This window comes from Thauera sp. (assembly GCF_047601425.1).
GTDB lineage: Bacteria > Pseudomonadota > Gammaproteobacteria > Burkholderiales > Rhodocyclaceae > Thauera.
Map to the genome: position 1 here is coordinate 3,067,805 of NZ_JASGJL010000001.1, position 16,080 is coordinate 3,083,884.

At 62.4% G+C, this 16,080-nt stretch carries 12 protein-coding genes; 1 reads left to right on the top strand and 11 read right to left on the bottom strand.

What is annotated here, in order from left to right; genetic code table 11:
* Window positions 1-26: 26 nt before the first annotated feature.
* The 4 genes from QM748_RS14905 to gmk form a co-directional block, all read right to left on the bottom strand.
* Window positions 27-215: a DUF3460 family protein gene (locus tag QM748_RS14905; RefSeq protein WP_415247694.1), complete on the bottom strand. Its 189-nt coding sequence runs from the start codon at window positions 213-215 to the stop codon at window positions 27-29.
* Window positions 216-300: 85 nt separating this feature from the next.
* Window positions 301-2,505 (bottom strand): RelA/SpoT family protein, encoded by a 2,205-nt coding sequence (locus tag QM748_RS14910; protein WP_415247695.1) that lies wholly within the window; start codon window positions 2,503-2,505, stop codon window positions 301-303.
* A 22-nt stretch (window positions 2,506-2,527) separates the two neighbouring features.
* Window positions 2,528-2,743, bottom strand: coding sequence for a DNA-directed RNA polymerase subunit omega (rpoZ, locus tag QM748_RS14915; RefSeq protein WP_263461091.1), 216 nt, complete (start codon window positions 2,741-2,743; stop codon window positions 2,528-2,530).
* Window positions 2,744-2,745: 2 nt separating this feature from the next.
* The gene (gene gmk, locus QM748_RS14920; RefSeq protein WP_415247696.1) at window positions 2,746-3,360 is read right to left on the bottom strand and encodes a guanylate kinase; all 615 of its coding nucleotides are present in this window, start codon (window positions 3,358-3,360) and stop codon (window positions 2,746-2,748) included.
* A 174-nt stretch (window positions 3,361-3,534) separates the two neighbouring features.
* On the opposite strand from gmk, the gene QM748_RS14925 reads away from it, so the two are divergent.
* A complete protein-coding gene (locus tag QM748_RS14925) occupies window positions 3,535-4,368 on the top strand; it encodes an aldo/keto reductase (RefSeq protein ID WP_415247697.1) in 834 nt (277 codons plus the stop codon).
* A 934-nt stretch (window positions 4,369-5,302) separates the two neighbouring features.
* On the opposite strand, the gene QM748_RS14930 is transcribed toward QM748_RS14925, so the two are convergent.
* The 7 genes from QM748_RS14930 to QM748_RS14960 are packed head-to-tail and all read right to left on the bottom strand — an operon-like array spanning window position 5,303 to window position 16,003.
* Window positions 5,303-6,988 carry a hypothetical protein gene (locus QM748_RS14930; protein ID WP_415247698.1) on the bottom strand — a complete coding sequence of 562 codons (1,686 nt, stop codon included), beginning with the start codon at window positions 6,986-6,988 and terminating at the stop codon, window positions 5,303-5,305.
* On the bottom strand, window positions 6,985-7,746 hold the full coding sequence (gene drmC / locus QM748_RS14935; RefSeq protein WP_415247699.1) for a DISARM system phospholipase D-like protein DrmC: 762 nt from the start codon (window positions 7,744-7,746) through the stop codon (window positions 6,985-6,987). The genes QM748_RS14930 and drmC overlap by 4 nt, the downstream gene beginning before the upstream one ends.
* Before the next feature lies 1 nt (window position 7,747).
* Window positions 7,748-9,604 (bottom strand): DrmB family protein, encoded by a 1,857-nt coding sequence (gene drmB, locus QM748_RS14940; protein ID WP_415247700.1) that lies wholly within the window; start codon window positions 9,602-9,604, stop codon window positions 7,748-7,750.
* A 2-nt stretch (window positions 9,605-9,606) separates the two neighbouring features.
* Window positions 9,607-9,828: a hypothetical protein gene (locus QM748_RS14945; RefSeq protein WP_415247701.1), complete on the bottom strand. Its 222-nt coding sequence runs from the start codon at window positions 9,826-9,828 to the stop codon at window positions 9,607-9,609.
* A complete protein-coding gene (gene drmA, locus QM748_RS14950) occupies window positions 9,797-13,561 on the bottom strand; it encodes a DISARM system helicase DrmA (RefSeq protein WP_415247702.1) in 3,765 nt (1,254 codons plus the stop codon). The genes QM748_RS14945 and drmA overlap by 32 nt, the downstream gene beginning before the upstream one ends.
* Before the next feature lie 27 nt (window positions 13,562-13,588).
* Window positions 13,589-14,584 carry an O-methyltransferase gene (locus QM748_RS14955; RefSeq protein WP_415247703.1) on the bottom strand — a complete coding sequence of 332 codons (996 nt, stop codon included), beginning with the start codon at window positions 14,582-14,584 and terminating at the stop codon, window positions 13,589-13,591.
* Between the two features lie 3 nt (window positions 14,585-14,587).
* Window positions 14,588-16,003, bottom strand: coding sequence for an ATP-binding protein (locus QM748_RS14960; RefSeq protein ID WP_415247704.1), 1,416 nt, complete (start codon window positions 16,001-16,003; stop codon window positions 14,588-14,590).
* Between the last annotated feature and the right edge of the window lie 77 nt (window positions 16,004-16,080).

Sequence of the window (16,080 nt, forward strand, 5' to 3'; positions counted from 1 at the left end):
GCAGCCCGGCCGCAAGGGCAGACGGCTCAGTGATTGGCGTCGTAGTAGTAGGGCTTCACCGGCACGCGCACTTCCTGCAGGCGCTGCTGCTCCTCGACCGATTGCGGCTTGTCCCACCACAGGGCGCGGCCCTTCTTCTGCTCGGTCAGCTCTTCCGGATGCTTGGCCATCCATTCGCGCATGAACTTGGTGTGATCGGATTCGTACATCGCCATCGTCGGACCCCTTTTTGAAAGTGGGCGTCATTCTAGCAGCCGGCGGCAAAACTCGCCGCTGTGGCGACGCCGCGACAGGCAACGCTCAGACCGCCCGGCCGTCACCCTTGGCACGGCCGATGCGCACCACCTCCTGCACCCGGCGCACCGAACGCATGACGCGCGCCAGATGCATGCGGTCGCGCACCTGCAAGGTGAAATTGAGCGCGGTGTAGGCACCCTGCTCGTTATCCATGTGCACGCTCTGGATGTTGCAGTCTTCCTCGGCGATGGCGCTGGCCACCCGCGCCAGCACGCCGCGCGCGTTGCGCGTCAGCACGCGGATGCCGACGTCGAACAGGCGGTCGTCGCCCGCCTCCCACTCGACATCCACCCAGCGGCCGCGGTCGCCGCGCAGCTTGGCCACGCTGGGGCAGTCGTGGGTATGGACTTCGAGCCCCTGGCCCTTGCGCAGCGTGCCGATGATCGGGTCACCCGGAATCGGGTGACAGCAGCGCGCCAGTTGCACCGCAATGCCTTCGGAACCGCGGATCGTGATCGCGCCTGCCGGCTTCGGCTTGATGACGTCGGGCCGGCCGGATTCCATGTCCTGCGCCTGCGCCAGGCGGCGCGCGATGATCGCCGGCAGGCGCTTGCCCAGGCCGAGGTCGGAGAAGATTTCCTTCTTGTGCCGCACGCCGCGATCGCGCAGGAAGCGGTCCCAGGCAAAGCTGGAGATCTGCCCCAGGGTCAGGCCATGCGGCCGCAGCGCCTGGTTGAGCAGGCGCTCGCCCAGAGCGACGGACTCATCCTGCTGGGCGTTCTTCATGAAATGGCGGATCTGCGCCCGCGCCTTGCCGGTGCGTGCATACGACAGCCAGGCCGGGTTGGGGTTGGCGTGGGCCGCGGTGATGATCTCGACCTGGTCGCCATTGGTCAGTTCGCTGCGCAGCGGCATCAGGTCGCCATTGATGCGGCAGGCCACGCAGCGGTTGCCGATGTCGGTATGCACCGCATAGGCGAAATCGACCGGCGTCGAGCCCTTGGGCATCGAGAAGATCGTGCCCTTGGGCGAGAACACATAGACCTCGCCCGGGAACAGGTCGATCTTGACGTGCTCGAGGAACTCGGTGGCCTCGCCCGAGGCCGACTGCAACTCGAGCAGGGACTGCAGCCAGGAATGCGTCTTCTGCTGCAGCTCGGTCAGCGTCTTCTCGTCTTCCTTGTACAGCCAGTGCGAAGCCACGCCGGCCTCGGCGATGTGGTGCATCTCGCGCGTGCGGATCTGCACTTCGACCGGCGTGCCGAAGGGGCCGATCAGCGTCGTGTGCAGGCTCTGGTAGCCGTTGGCCTTGGGGATCGCGATGTAGTCCTTGAACTTGCCCGGCACCGGCTTGTACATGGAATGCAGCGCACCCAGCGCGAGGTAACAGCTCGACACCTGGCCGACGATGACGCGGAAGCCGTAGATGTCCAGCACCTGCGAGAAGGACAGGTGCTTCTCGACCATCTTGCGGTAGATGCCGTAGAGGTGTTTCTCGCGGCCGCTGACTTCGGCGGTGATGCCCCATTGCGGCAGCCGCTCCTCGATCGCCGTGCTGACCTTGCCGACCACTTCACGGCGGTTGCCGCGCGCCGCGCGGATCGCCTTGGCCAGCACCCGGTAGCGCATCGGGTACTTGTTGCTGAAGGACAGCTCCTGCAGCTCGCGGTAGAGGTCGTTGAGGCCGAGGCGGTTGGCGATCGGCGCGTAGATCTCCAGCGTCTCGTTGGCGATGCGGCGGCGCTTGGCCGGGCGCATGTGGCCCAGCGTGCGCATGTTGTGCAGGCGGTCGGCGAGCTTGATGAGGATGACGCGCAGGTCGCTCGCCATCGCCAGCAGCATCTTGCGGAAGTTCTCGGCCTGCGCTTCCTCGTGCGAGCGGAACTCGATCTTGTCGAGCTTGGACAGGCCATCGACCAGCTCGGCCGACACCTTGCCGAAGCGCTCGGCAATTTCCGCCTTCGGGATGTGGGTGTCCTCCATCACGTCGTGGAGGAGCGCGGCGATCAACGCCTGCGAATCGAGGTGCCAGTCGGCCACCAGCGAGGCCACTGCGACCGGATGGCTGACGTAGGGCTCGCCGCTGACGCGGAACTGCCCGGCATGGGCATCGGCGGCGAAATGATAGGCCGCCTCGACGAGGCCCACGTCCTCGGGCCGCAGATAGCCCAGCAGCTTGGTCTTGAGTTGCTGGAAGTCGAGCGACAGCACGCTCGACGGCGGCGGGCGATACGGCTCTTGAGGGGCTTCCCGCTCGCTCTCGTCCATGTCTAGCCCCTCACGACCCGGCTCAGGCCTGGCCGCGGTTCAGCATCTCCAGCCCGACCTTGCCGGCGGCGACTTCGCGCAGCGCAATCACGGTGGGCTTGTCCTTGTCGGACGGGTCGAGCTCGATCTGCGGCGTGCTGCCGATGGTCAGCTGGCGCGCCCGGTAGGTAGCCGCCAGCGTGAGCTGGAAGCGGTTCGGAATCTTCTTCAGGCAGTCTTCGACGGTGATGCGGGCCATGTTCAATCCTGTTCCAAAAAGTCGAAATATTCGGGATGGCGCTTGTGCTGGTTGGAATGGCGCAGCCGCGAGGCACGCACGACGGCAACCAGATCATCCAGCGCTTCATCGATTTCGTCGTTGATTATAACGTAGTCGAATTCCGCCACATGGCGCATTTCCCCGCGTGCGCCCAGCAGCCGCCGGCTGATGACCTCGTCGCTGTCGGTGCCGCGGCCGCGCAGGCGGGCTTCGAGCTCCTCCATCGACGGCGGCAGGATGAACACCCCCACCGCCTCCGGGAAAACCTTGCGCACCTGCTGCGCGCCCTGCCAGTCGATCTCCAGCAAGGTGTCGCGCCCGGCGGCGATCTGCTCGCGCAGCCAGACCTTGGAGGTGGCGTAGTAGTTGCCATGCACCTCGGCCCACTCGAGGAACTCGCCGCGGTCGCGCAAGGCGCGGAAAGCCGGCACATCGACGAAGTGGTACTCCCGCCCGTCCTGCTCGCCGGCGCGCGGCGCGCGCGTGGTGTACGAGATCGAAAGCTGCACGCGCGCATCGCGCTGCAGCAGACCATGCACCAGCGTGGTCTTGCCGGCGCCGGACGGCGCGGTGACGATGAAAAGGGTTCCGGACATGGGGAGGCTCGCAAATTCGCAAAAAACACCGCCCGGTGGGCGGTTGAAGGCTGGGATTGTAACGCGGGCGGAACGAAGGGTCGTGGGCAGCGCCCGCACCGCCTGTCGGCCGCCCTCTGCGGGCTCGGCTGATCTACGATGCGACGGCAAGCCGACAATCATGGGATGAAAAACATGAAGACCATTGCACTACCCTCCGGAGAGCACGTCCCTGCGCTGGGCATGGGAACCTGGATGATGGGCGAAGACCCGGCGCGCAGAGCCGACGAGATCGCCGCGCTGCAGCACGGCATCGAGCTCGGCATGACGCTGATCGACACCGCCGAGATGTACGGCGAAGGCGCCTCCGAGACCCTGATCGGCGAAGCCATTCGCGGCCGCCGTGGCCAGGTCTTTCTCGTCAGCAAGGTCTATCCGCACAACGCCGGCCGGCGCTCGATGCCCATCGCCTGCGAGCGCAGCCTGGAACGGCTCGGCGTGGATTGCCTGGATCTGTACCTGCTGCACTGGAGCGGCTCGATCCCGCTCGATGAAACCGTGGAAGCCTTCGAACGCCTGCGGGCAGCCGGCAAGATCCGCCACTGGGGCGTCAGCAACCTGGACGTCCGGGACATGAAAGCCCTGTTCGCCGAGCCGGAAGGTGAACGCTGCGCCGTCGATCAGGTGCTCTACAACCTGTCCCGCCGCGGCATCGAATGGGATCTGCTGCCCTGGTGCCAGGCCCACGACATGCCGGTGATGGCCTACTCGCCGTTGGAGCAGGCACGGCTGCTGCGCAATCGGGAATTCGCATCGCTTGCCGCATCGCGGGGCGTCACCGCCGCCCAACTGGCGCTGGCCTGGCTGCTCCATCAGGAAGGCGTCATCGCCATCCCCAAGGCGACGGGCCGTCGTCGGGTAGAGGAGAACTTCGGCGCGCAGGATGTCCTCATCGACGCCGAGCTTCGGGCGGCGCTGGATCGGATCTTTCCACCGCCGGCGGGGCCCAGTCCGCTGGAGATGATCTAACTCCAGAACATCTGCATGAATTTAGTTGCTCCGCCTCGTCTCCTGCTCACAAGCGTCATGAACCGCCATCTTGCCGCGGATGACTGCTCAACCTTACCAACGGCACGGCACTCGACTGACAGCCGAATCGTCGATGCTGCCTTCTTCCACGTAGCTCCAGCCCATGGGTGACATTCCGGTTGTGAGACCAAGTCATGGGTGAACAGTCAAATAGCCATCAAATATAAAAACTTGATGTAAAACAACCAATTACTCTCAACCCAGGCCGCCTAAGAAAAGGCATACAGTCTTTGAGTCAAACAACCATAAACACCACCTGCTTTACGCCCAGAACGGCTGGTACTGCATCAGCTTGCGAGACTTGTTGTCCGGTTGGCGGGCTTGATTAGCTCAGCCTCCACCGTCTCAGCGATGATCCGCGATGCTTGGGCCGCATTCCTATTGTGACCGTGGGGATCATGTCAGACCCCTTCAACCTTGCGGACGAGTTCTTCGGTGAGCAGTCCTGCTGCGACGCATAGCCTTGACCTGCATAGCAAGTTCGTCACTGTTCAACTAACACCATCTCACACAACCTTTTGGATGGAGTGAATCACTCGACCCCTCACTCCAGATTCTGCACCTGAAGCGTGAGATACGCTCCAAGTCGTTGATTTTCATGGTCTATTGGGGTTGTAGACCTGCACTTCCCCCACGATTTACCCCACAGGATGCCTGGGCTGTGGTGAGACGGCATGCCACTGCAACGGCTCTCCAGCGTGCGCACAATCCACAGAAGTCTATCAGTGAGGCCCCTCTGCAAAACCTTGCATAGAACCCAGCGGAGCATGCTCATCTTCTGCCATTCGCAGTTCCGGGTCGTCACAGGCACCTTCGCCCCTGACTGGCTGCAACTGCTTTTGGCTTTGTGCTGGCGCATGTTTGATGAAAGCGCCTATGAACTCATGGAATGTGCGCGTGTGGGATTGACTAGGATCACGGTGCCGCTGAGAGGAATGAAAAACGACTCCGGCTCCACTGCGGCTGTCACCCGCTCTACCGACGTTCGAAGAGTTGCCACGAACTCATCGGCCGAATCGCAGGGGTGCTGGACTCGGTGCCGTAGGAAGTTGCCCCAGTCACACCAGACAGCCCGAGGATCATGGCCGTTTGCGGATGTGAAGTGGGCGTGGTAACGCCCCAGCACGACTAGGTGAATGGAGAGAGCGGTATCGGTTTTGATCGCGAGACGCTCCTTCAAGCCGTTGACTCCAACTGCTTTGATCCAGCCCAGGACGTCAGCGATCCACTTGTTGCTGTCATCGACCAGGCTACTCGCATTGTTCCGACGCACTTTGTCGTCACCCACGAATGGCTGCTGCCACTTGAGCTGGAAGAGAATGACGCTGCTGCAGCGGGCATCGTGCGCGACGAAATCGATGTCGGTGACCGTCTTACCATCCCGCTTCAGATTGACACCATCGAGGCAGTGCCAGTGGGGCGCAGGGAATTGTGCATGCAGTTCGGCAACCCATCTGCTTTCTCGTCGATTGGCAGCATCAAACCAATCCTTCTCATACCGCCTGCGCAGCTCTGTCCAGAGAAATAGGAATGGATTGAGCTCGAGACCGTACGTCGGGAGCGCCACCAATTGCTGGCTCGTCCTGACTGCTGGAGCGAGTGTTTGTGTTCCACGCCCCAGATGATCCTTGGCGTTTGCAGGGCTCAACGTCAGATGATCTAAAAGCTCCGACACTTCCTGCCGGGATGCATCGAGAAAACTGGCTACCCCTTCGATCAGCTCTTCATGAAGTGCTCCGCCAGTCAAGAGATTCCTGATTCCAATGCGTGGATCATCAGCATTCAACAGTCCGGCATAGCAAAGCCTCTGCTGCGACATGGCTGAGAGCGCTTCGAGAACAGCCACATACGCCGAATAGGCGCGACCTCCAAAGCGGTCATCGTCTGCCAGCATATCCCTGAAAGACATCCTTCTCAGATACAGGACTGCCCATTCCTTGAAGTAGTCATCGACGCCGTCAAAAGGTAGGTCCTCAGGCGACGGGTTACTACGAAGGTAGTCGGTCAAGCGGGGGAGTATTCCCATGTGGCGAAGCTCCAAGGCGGCCTCCTTGGAGCGATCCTCCGCCACCGTCATGTCACTGAGCCAGTTCAACCCTTGAAACCCAACCTGTTCCCGGTAGGCTGTGTTGTCTTGTATCGACAGGACAAGCAGCGTCATTCCCTTCAACTTGCGCTTGTCGATCTCACCTTTCAGCGCCCCCGAGCGCAATAGAGTCAGTTGTCTCTCTGCCATCGTCAGGCAGCCCATCCGCCACAGAAACTCATCCGTCTGCTCCGCAGTGCTGGCATTGGAGGTGAAAAGTCGAGGGGCATCTGCCTTCAGCTCGGATGGCAGGACCCGCTTCAAGGCTGCATTGATTGAATACCTGCGGATGCTCTCCATCCGTCGTTCTGATTCTTCCAACTTCTCCAGCTCTGGAATCAGCTCTCGACAGAAGACGTAATCAATGGCACGTAGAGTCTCGAGGGTCAATGCCTCCGAAGGTTTCTCGTAGCCCCGCAGGACATACCGTTCGTCCTCAATGGCATCCTGGAGGAGGTGTACTGGGTCTTTCATACCGGGGAAACGATCTTCATGGAGACCAATGCACGCAGATGCTCCTCCAGCATCTGCGGAATATTTCCTCCAGAAAGCAGTAGTCCTGCCTCCATGTTCCTGTCCATGGCAAATCCCGTCAGGTTTGCGCTGGTGATGAAGCAAGTGTGTCGATCGGCCACAGCCACCTTTGCATGTACTCGTCCCTCAGAAAACATTCCGCCTCGATCCCGCCACGTATAGAGATGAGCATTGGGCACGAGGGACTCCATCTTGCCGATCGCATCGAACGAGATGCTGCCGCCATGATCTTGGGACGCTTCGAGGAGCATGGAGATGTCCACACCCCGTGTGCTTGCTTCGTTCAATGCCTTCACGATTGTCGAGACGTCATAGGCCACGAAGCTCGTGACGAACAGAGTTTGCTTGGCAGCATTGATGACTTGCAGGAGAGCTTGCTCCGTTCGACGTGCGGAGACGAATGGCGTCGTCGGCCCCGTCCACACGAGTTCGGTGGACTGGTGCCTCGACACGCTCTCGAATGCATGGCCTGCGGCGAGCAGCATCGAGGCCAATTCGTCGGAACCGACCGACGTGGCCCGCCACGCATCGACGAGCCGATCGACGACGGCTCTTGCCGTCGCCGTCCCGACGACCTCCGAGAGGGAGACGCTCGCCTTCACGTCTTCAATCTTCCGAATCCTGCCAGCCAGTGCTTGAACCTTCTCCGGCGAAACGAGACAGACCACGGCTGTGACGGCTTCGAGCAGTCTTTCCATGTCACAGCCCCGCGAAGAACGCGGCATCGTCTCGGTCGAGGGTCTGCACCAGCAACGATCTGTCGAGGTATCGGTTGCCCCGTTCGCACGAGGTTTCGGCGACCAGACTGCACGCATGACAGGCTGCCGCGTGCAACGAACGGTCTTTGCCCGGATCGTGTTCCGAACACAGCGGATCGGACGAACAGATCTTCGACCGGTTCAGCGCCTGCCGGAGCAGCCGACCGAGGTTCTCGGGCTTGCCGAGATCGACGAGGCCGCCCAGCGTCCCATCGGAATCAGCGGCCGCCGTGTAGATGAGGATGCCCCCCTGCGGATTGGCGCTCGACACGTCGGCGTAGATGCGTTCTCGGATGCTCGCCGCGTTGTAGCCGCATTCCAGCGCCAGTTCGCGGATGAGCAGGTGCGAGAGCGTGTGAAGCATGGCGTAGCGGATGCCGGGGTAGCCCTCGTTCGGATCGAGATGGCGCGAATTGCGCCATCCACCATGACCAGCCCTGAGCTTCGCATCCACGCGCTGGACGCCAACCTGCGCTTCCCACATCCGCAGCGCCGCTTCGTCGAACTGGATGAAGATGCCTTCTCCGTGCACCTGATTCGCTGGCACCCAATCCGGCTTGCGGCGCACGAGGCTTGCCATCTGCGGGCGCTCGTTCGGGTCGCTCGATTCCTCGGGCGCTTCCACACGGGTGAAGCCCAACAAGGCATTGACCTCGCGCAGCCGCTCCAGCAACAGCACTCTGGTGATCCGGTTCTCGAAGCCCGTGGGTGTTCCCACCTTCTTGCTCATGAAGTGCGGGTAGTCGGCAGGCGGATTGGCCGCCGTCAGCACGTCCCACTCCGGCCCTTTGATGTCGGCTTCGCCGACCGTCTCCTGACCGCCATCGTTGCGATGGGCCTCGATGGCCGCCCAGATGTCCGACGCCGGGTACTTGTCAATGCCCGGCAGCGCTCCTGTCTTCTTCAGCGTTTTCACCGCCACGGCGACGGCCGCCTCGGAATCCAAATCGTCGAAGAATTCCCAGCCATCCTGAATCAGTTGGCCGAGCGGGTCTTTGGCCTGGGGGATGGCAAGCGCCGACAGCGTGATCGGGAACCAACTGTTCGTCGAACCCAGCAAAACGGCCCGCGCTTCCTCGTCGCACTCTTCGTCGAAGTGGTCGAGGTGCGGATGCCTGCCCCGGCAACTCGGCAGGTTTTCCTTCCCGGCCTTGCCGAAGGCGTGGGCCATGCTGCGCGACGCACCACAGGCATCGCACTTCACCCACAGGTTCTCGGTTTGCAACGAAGCCCCGCTCTCGAAGAAGCGCAGCGTACCCTTGCACGAGCTGTTGCCGCCGTGGACGAAGTAATGCCACGGGAAGTCGTCGAGGTGACCGTCTCGGCAGGCCAAGAGAAAACGCGCTGGAACGGCGTCGGCGTCCTTCGCGGGCTGGTCGCCCTTGGAGCCTCGGCATCCCTTGTGGACGAAGCGGGTGCGTTCCGGGCGGAAGCGGTTTTCCTTGATCTCGAACAGCCCCGCGTCGAAGGGCGACAGCAGGCCGCACTTCACGCAGCGCATCCAGCGCGGGAACGGACGCACGGGCACACCGATGTTCGCTTCCGCCGACCACGGATCGACGAGTTCGCTCTTCTGGAACGGTGGCATGCGCAGGTTCTCCACCTGCGCCCCGAGAACCTTGCGCACGGCGGTGAGCAGGCGCGGCTCGGCGATGGGCTGGCAACGATCCTTCTCCCACTGGTCGATGCCCAGCGTCACCACCGAGAGGCTCGGCAGGTCGATCAGCGCGCCCGGCCCGTATGTCCAGAGCAGTTGACTGGGGCGGACTTCCCCGACGGGTGTTTTATTGGTGGTCATGGTCAGCCCTCGTCCTCCGGCGCCGGACGCGGCTTCCACCCGTGGTCGTCCGAGATATGTCCCGTGTTCATGATCAGGCGCACGCCCGGCTCCACCTCGCGCATCGACATCGGCACCGTCCAGTTGTCCCACGCATGGATGCCCGGCGACTTGACCAGCCCGACCATCGTCGCTGCCTGTGCGCCGCGCTTCTCATAGGCCAGCGTGCGACCGGGCACGCTCACTTCGTTCGCCCACTCGTCCGCGCGTTCCTTCAGGTTCACGCTCGGCCAGACTCTTGATTGCGGTCGTCTCGCTGACGTTCCACGCCCGCCGCACCAGCACGTCGATGGCTTCGGTGATCTCGGGCTTATCGGACTTGTTCAGCTCGCCCGCGCCCACGTTCGGGCTGAAGGCGTCGTTCTCCAGACGCATCAGGGAGAGCAACGCACCGGTCAGGCCGCGATCCATCGCGCGCGGCGAGAAAGGCGTCACCGACTGCGCCTCCACATGCTTGTAGAAGGTCGCGTGGTAGTGCTCGAAGGTCTCGTAGTGCGAGAGGTCGCGTGGACGCGCCCACGTGAGCACCGTACAGACCAAGCCGGGGAAGGAACGGCCCACGCGGCTGGTGGCTTGGATGTATTCCGCCGTGCCCTTGGGCTGACCGTTCACCGCCATCAGGCCCAAGCGATTCACGTCCACACCGACCGACAGCATGTTGGTCGCCAGCACCACGTCGATGGCGCGGGTGTCGCCCTCGTTCCACTTCGTCACGAACTTGCCGGTGGCTGCATCGAGCGCGGCCTTGAACTTGACCTCCAGATGGTCGAGATACTTCGGGATGTCCTGACTGGAGACGCGCGAGGTCAGCTCACGGATGTTGTTGACGCTGCGCTGCGCGAGCGCGGGTCGCTCGACCATACTCATCTGCACGCGGTAGGAACGTGTCTGCACGTCGTCCTCGGCCAAGCGCCGCATCCCGCCCAGCTCGCGCAGCGAGTTGAAGTAGCCGACCATCGTCATGTACGGGTCTGCGGGTTCGCCGAAGCGGTCGAACAAGGCTTGGGCGGCGGTGAGGAAAGCGGTATAGACGCGGATCAGCATCGCGGGCCGCGAGCTGCCGGGCGAGCACACGCCGAGATAGCGCCGTCCGGGGCGTTCTTCGATGGGGCGCTGCACCGAGAAGTAGTTGTCCTCCACGTCCAAGCCGTGCGGCGGGAACACCGACACGCGCCGCATGAACACGTTGTTCACCTGCTCCTGGGCTTTGCGCACCGTTGCCGTGGACGCGACGATCTTCGGCTTGACCGTCTTGCCGTCGAGCGTCCAACCGGAAAGTTCATCGACGGCAGATTCGTACAAGCCGACCATCGTGCCTAGCGGGCCGCTGATGAGGTGGAACTCGTCCTGGATGATCAGATCGGGCGGACGGATCGGTGCGACGTTCTTGACCTTGACCGCAGGCAGACCTTTTCCGGCAGTGTGATTCCCTGTGCAATCGCAGTCGGGCCACAACAGACCGTGGCGTTCGCACTCCTGATGCACACGACCGAACAGCGTGCGCACCTGCCCGCGCCACGCCATCATGGCGAACTTGTCCACGGTGGCGATCATCATCGTCGGCGGGCGGTGGTAGATCTCCTCGTCCACCGTCAGCACCGGGATGCCGGGGTGCGGCGACTTGCTGGACTTGCCGCGCGAGAACTCGCAGTGGCCCTTCTTGTCACCGCAATAGACGAGCGTCCGCCCGTACTGCTTATCGACATCCACCTCACGCCCCGGCGCGATGTCGGAGCCGCACCAGGGGCAACTGGTCAGTTGCACGGGCGATGCCGCTCCGGCGTGGTGTCTACCGGGGTTTCGGATGTCCTCGATTGCGCGGTGGCTGTCCTCGGTCGTGCCCGGCGTCACCTTGTTGCCGACCCACAGGCCGATGGTGAACGGCTCGTGGCCCAAAGCGGAATCGCCGCTGGCCAGCGCCTTGCGTCGTAGCACCTCCATCGCGCAGATCAGCGCAGTGGCACGCTGGAACTGCTGCAAGGTCAGCAGGCGCAGCGTGTAGCGCATGATCACAGCCAGTCCGCGCGAGGCGTCGTAGCCGCCGAGCTTGCCTTGCAAACGGCGAATCGCCATCGTGAACGCCGCCACGCCCAGATACGCTTCCGTCTTGCCGCCGCCGGTGGGGAACCACAGCAGATCGGCGTGGGCTTCCATCGGCTGCACCCGATCCGGGTGCGTGGGATCGGCCAGCGATGGGATCGACAGCAGCAGGAACGCCAACTGGAATGGACGCCAGCTCCGGTTCTTCGGCTGGTCGAACTGATCGACTGTCACCTCGCGCCCGCGCCGCACTTCCAGCGCGTACTGACTGCGCACACGCTGGATCGCCATTGCTTTGTTGGCAAAGCGGAAAGCGGCCAGCGCCTTGCCGTCGCTCTTCAGCGTGTCGATGCCCTGCTGCAAGCGCATCTGGATTGCCTGGCACCGATCCAGCGCCTGCGCGGCCTGCGTGTCATACCCGACCACGTCCTCGCCGATGCGTTCGCGCTGCTCGGTGATCCACGCGGCGTAGTCCTTCGTCAGCACGTTCAGGGCATCGATCAACTCGGTGACATCCAGCGTAGCGAGCCGCTGCATGTCGAGCAGACCGCTTTCTACCATCCGCTTCATCGCCGGACGGTCGGCGGGGTCGAGGCCCGGTGTCTCCGTGACCTGCACTTCGTACTGCGGCAAGACGGTGGTGCGCACCTCGACGGCCAGCGTCACGTCGTCCGCCGTCTCGGCATGGACGGCGACGCCGTGCCCGACAGCGAACTCCACGCGGTTGCGATAGATCATCTCCAGCGATTCGCGCTCCAGGTCGTTCCCATCGGCGTCCAGCACGGGGCGGCGGCGGAAGATGGCGCGTTTGGACGCCTCCGCTTCCGCACGCACGATCAGTTCCGGCTGGAACAGCCACGCCGTGTCGCGGTTGGTGTCGGGTTCCTCCTGCGCGTTGATCAGGAACAGCGTCACCAAGCGGTCGCCATTGGCGTTCTTGGCACGGATGGAACCTTGAATCCGCACCGCCGGACGATTGGTGTCCGGTGCCTGATGCGGGATCACGCCTTCGGTGAGCGACAGCACCAGTTTCCCCCCGCAAGGGATGCGCTGCCAGACCTTGGCTTTCTGACCATTGGGCCGGGTCAGTTCGTGTTCGTTGTTCGGCACGCGCTCGTAGCTGCCCCAACGCGCCTCGACCTCGATGCGCTCGGCGTCGCCATCGACGCAGAAGGTCATGCCGAAGCTGCTGGGCACCAGCGATTGGTTGCTGGCGGCGTCGATCTCATCGGGAGGCTCCGTTTCAGGAGAACCTTTGGGAACGGGTGCGCCGGATTTCTCCTGTTGTGCCTTGACGATCAAATCATCGGCATCATCCTCGACCTGCTCTGGATCGACTGGAAATTCCTGACCCCGTTCAGCCACTTCGCGCGGGCCCAGCTTACCGACCAGATAGCGGTCGCGCACGCTCATATCCACGATGTGCTCGCGCTGCCCGCCTGCCGGGCCGAGAAGGTCGTCCACCACGGCCAGTTGCAGCAGTTCGCGGATGTAGCTCTGATCCTTGATGGGTGGCACGCCGTCCACGGTCTGATGCAGTGCCGTGGACAAGGCCGTGACGAACTCACCCCACTGGATGCGCCCGACGTTGCCCGACGACGGTGGGGCCAGCGAAACGCTGGCGACCGGCTCCGGAGCATCGGTGACCGACAGCCGGTCGAAGAAGATCGTGGTGGCTTCGAGGTCGGAACGAAGCCGTAGCACGCGCCCCGCGCGGACGATTTCCCCGGCAGAATTCAGCACGAGCACCCAATCGTCCTCAGCGATGGCTTGGTACAGGGAACGGTCACCCTTCAAGACCAACGTATAGGGCGCGAGCCTGCGATCCGTGCCGAGACCGTGATCGACGGTGATCCATGCGTTGGGTGATGTCGTCATGCTGCGGGTGCCTCAGATGGTTACGGGCTAAAGCTCCACCCGCGAGAAGTGCGGATAGATGCGATAGAACTTCTTGAACACCTCGAACGGGTTTTCGCCCATGTTCGATTTCGGTAACTCGAAGCCCATCTTCGTCTGGGCATCGTCGGTCGATTCCATCGTCAGTCGTTCCAGCGTCGAGAGCGCAGGCAGATCGACCCGATGCGGCGCATCGGTCGTCGCATGGAACTCCCAAGCCTTCACCGATTCCTCGATGGTCTTGTCGTCGTTCTGGCAGACCACGAGCGCGGCGGTGACCATCGCCTGACCATCGGCATAGTGCGTCGCGAGCGCCCAGACGATGCGGCGATCCCGAAAACTGAGCATTTCCTTCTCGACTGCCAGCTTGAGCGCATGCAGCAGACTCTTGCCAAAGTTCTTCTGCGTCATGCCATCGGCGGTCAATCCGCTCGGAAAGAGCGATCCCAGTCGTTCCTTGAAACGCGCGAGACGCCATTCCTGCGTCGTCGGCTTCTGCGCCCGATCCTCCGAAACGTCGCCGTCGGCCTCGACCGAGATGTCCTTCGGATCGGGCTTCCCCAACGATTCGGGGTTAGCGTTGAGTGTGATGCGCAGAATGCTGCCGATGGGCACAGTGCCGATGGTGCGCGCAAACCGCTCAATCTGCGTGGTGATGCCCTTGGGTTCCGTGTAGTCGAACCAGATGATGGCGGGCGAATCGAGATTGGTTTCGTCCAGATAGTCTTCGAGGCTTTTGTAGACGCACTCGATAGAAGCGACGGGTCGGTTGAAAAGCTGGCGCTTATGCACCTGCTCTTCCGTCTCGATGCAAGTCATCTTTGCGATGCCGAGCCTTCCGTGGATCAGCCGAAAATCTTCGAGAAAAGGGCCACCGAGTCCGACATAGTGATACTTTTCCAGCGCGAGCTTCGGAGCCAGCCGCATCAGCAGCGACAGGAAGAGTTCCCGATCCACGGCCTTGTTGGGCCGCAAGCGGTACGGTAAGGAAGAAGCTGCGCTCATCGTTCACTCCCCCTGCTTCTTGGCCTTCGTGAGTTGCATCTCGAAGCACTTGTCGCCGACGATGCCTGGCTTTTCATCCGGATCATCGAACAGCAGCTTGGCGACGAGCCGCACTTCCTCGGCAGGGCGCGAAAAAACGATCTTCCGGGACGATGGCTTCTTGTCCTCCGGCTCCGGCAAGACCTTCGCCTTCTGTGGGTTGAATTCGATCGTGTCGGCAATCCTCCTCGTGGCGCTGCGAGCGGCAACAACCTCAATTGCCCGGCTCAACGGCATCGGCTTGGCAGATTCCCAATGACTCGACTGATCGGCGCGCGGATGGTTCTTCCACTGGTTCGTGTACGAAATCCAGATGCGCATGCCTTCCTTCATCTTCACGAGAGATTCCAACCACACGTTCGATGACGTGTCGAGCGCGCGCTTCGTCGTCGTGACCGGCAACTTGTCGGCATGCTTGGAGCGGAACTCGATGATGCCCGTGATGATGGCGAACTGCGGGTGGTAGAGCGGGATGCCATCGCCCCAGCCCGTCAGCCGACCTTTGTCGCCCACGATGACCGCACGGTCGTTGCAGAGCACTGTCCAGCCTGCCGTCGCGGACGACCGGTCGCGCTCAAAGCCCGCATCGTCCTCGTCGTCATCGCCGAGGCTCTTCCCGTTGTTGAGGCCAACGGTGATCGAGACGAGCACATCGTCGATGGTTTTCTGGAAGACGTAGGGTGCCGGGCGATCCTCGTCCGTCGAAACGAGCACCTCGACGCGAACGGACTCCACGGGCTTTCCATTGAGTTCCACCTTCAAGCCCCACTGGATGAACATGGTGAAGTGCTCCGCGATCGCGGTGCGCACTTCGTTCTCGAAGGCTTCATTGGCAAAATGACGCGAGACACCTTCGTAGAGGTCGCTGACCTCGATCGTGGTGCCCACCTCAGGGAGTTGTTCGTTGACTTCGGTCGGCTCGTTGATCGGCAGTGGGTCCCAGTTCTTCGCCTCCAGCCATTGCGAAGTAATCGGCACCTCGAACGTGTCATCGCCGTGGCGCGTGCGCACCAACGCGTTGCGGCCCATTTTGAAGATCGCACGCTTCATGCCGACGCCGTACATGCCGATGGTCTCGGCATCCGAATCGCGGTCGTCGTCCGGCTCTCGCCCCATCTTGAAGGCGTAGTTCTTGGCGACCTCGCGCGGGATGCCACCGCAGTTATCAGCGATCAGAAAATGATCCTCGGCGATTTCGATTTTCACGAAGTGCTTGGCGTAATCGACAGCACCACCATTCGCCAGCCGCATCGCACCGTCGAGGCAGTTGTCGAGCAGGTCGAGAATCGCGTCGGCAAGGCTGATGTCGCGCGTGAGCATCGATACGAAGAACTGCTTCGTCGGGCTTGCCTGTGCCTGGTCGGTGCTTGGTTTGGTCATGGACGGAGGCTCCGTTGGTGCGGTGATTTCGCTGATGCCAAGAAAGTCATCGAGAACATCGGGGTAGCTTGACCTTG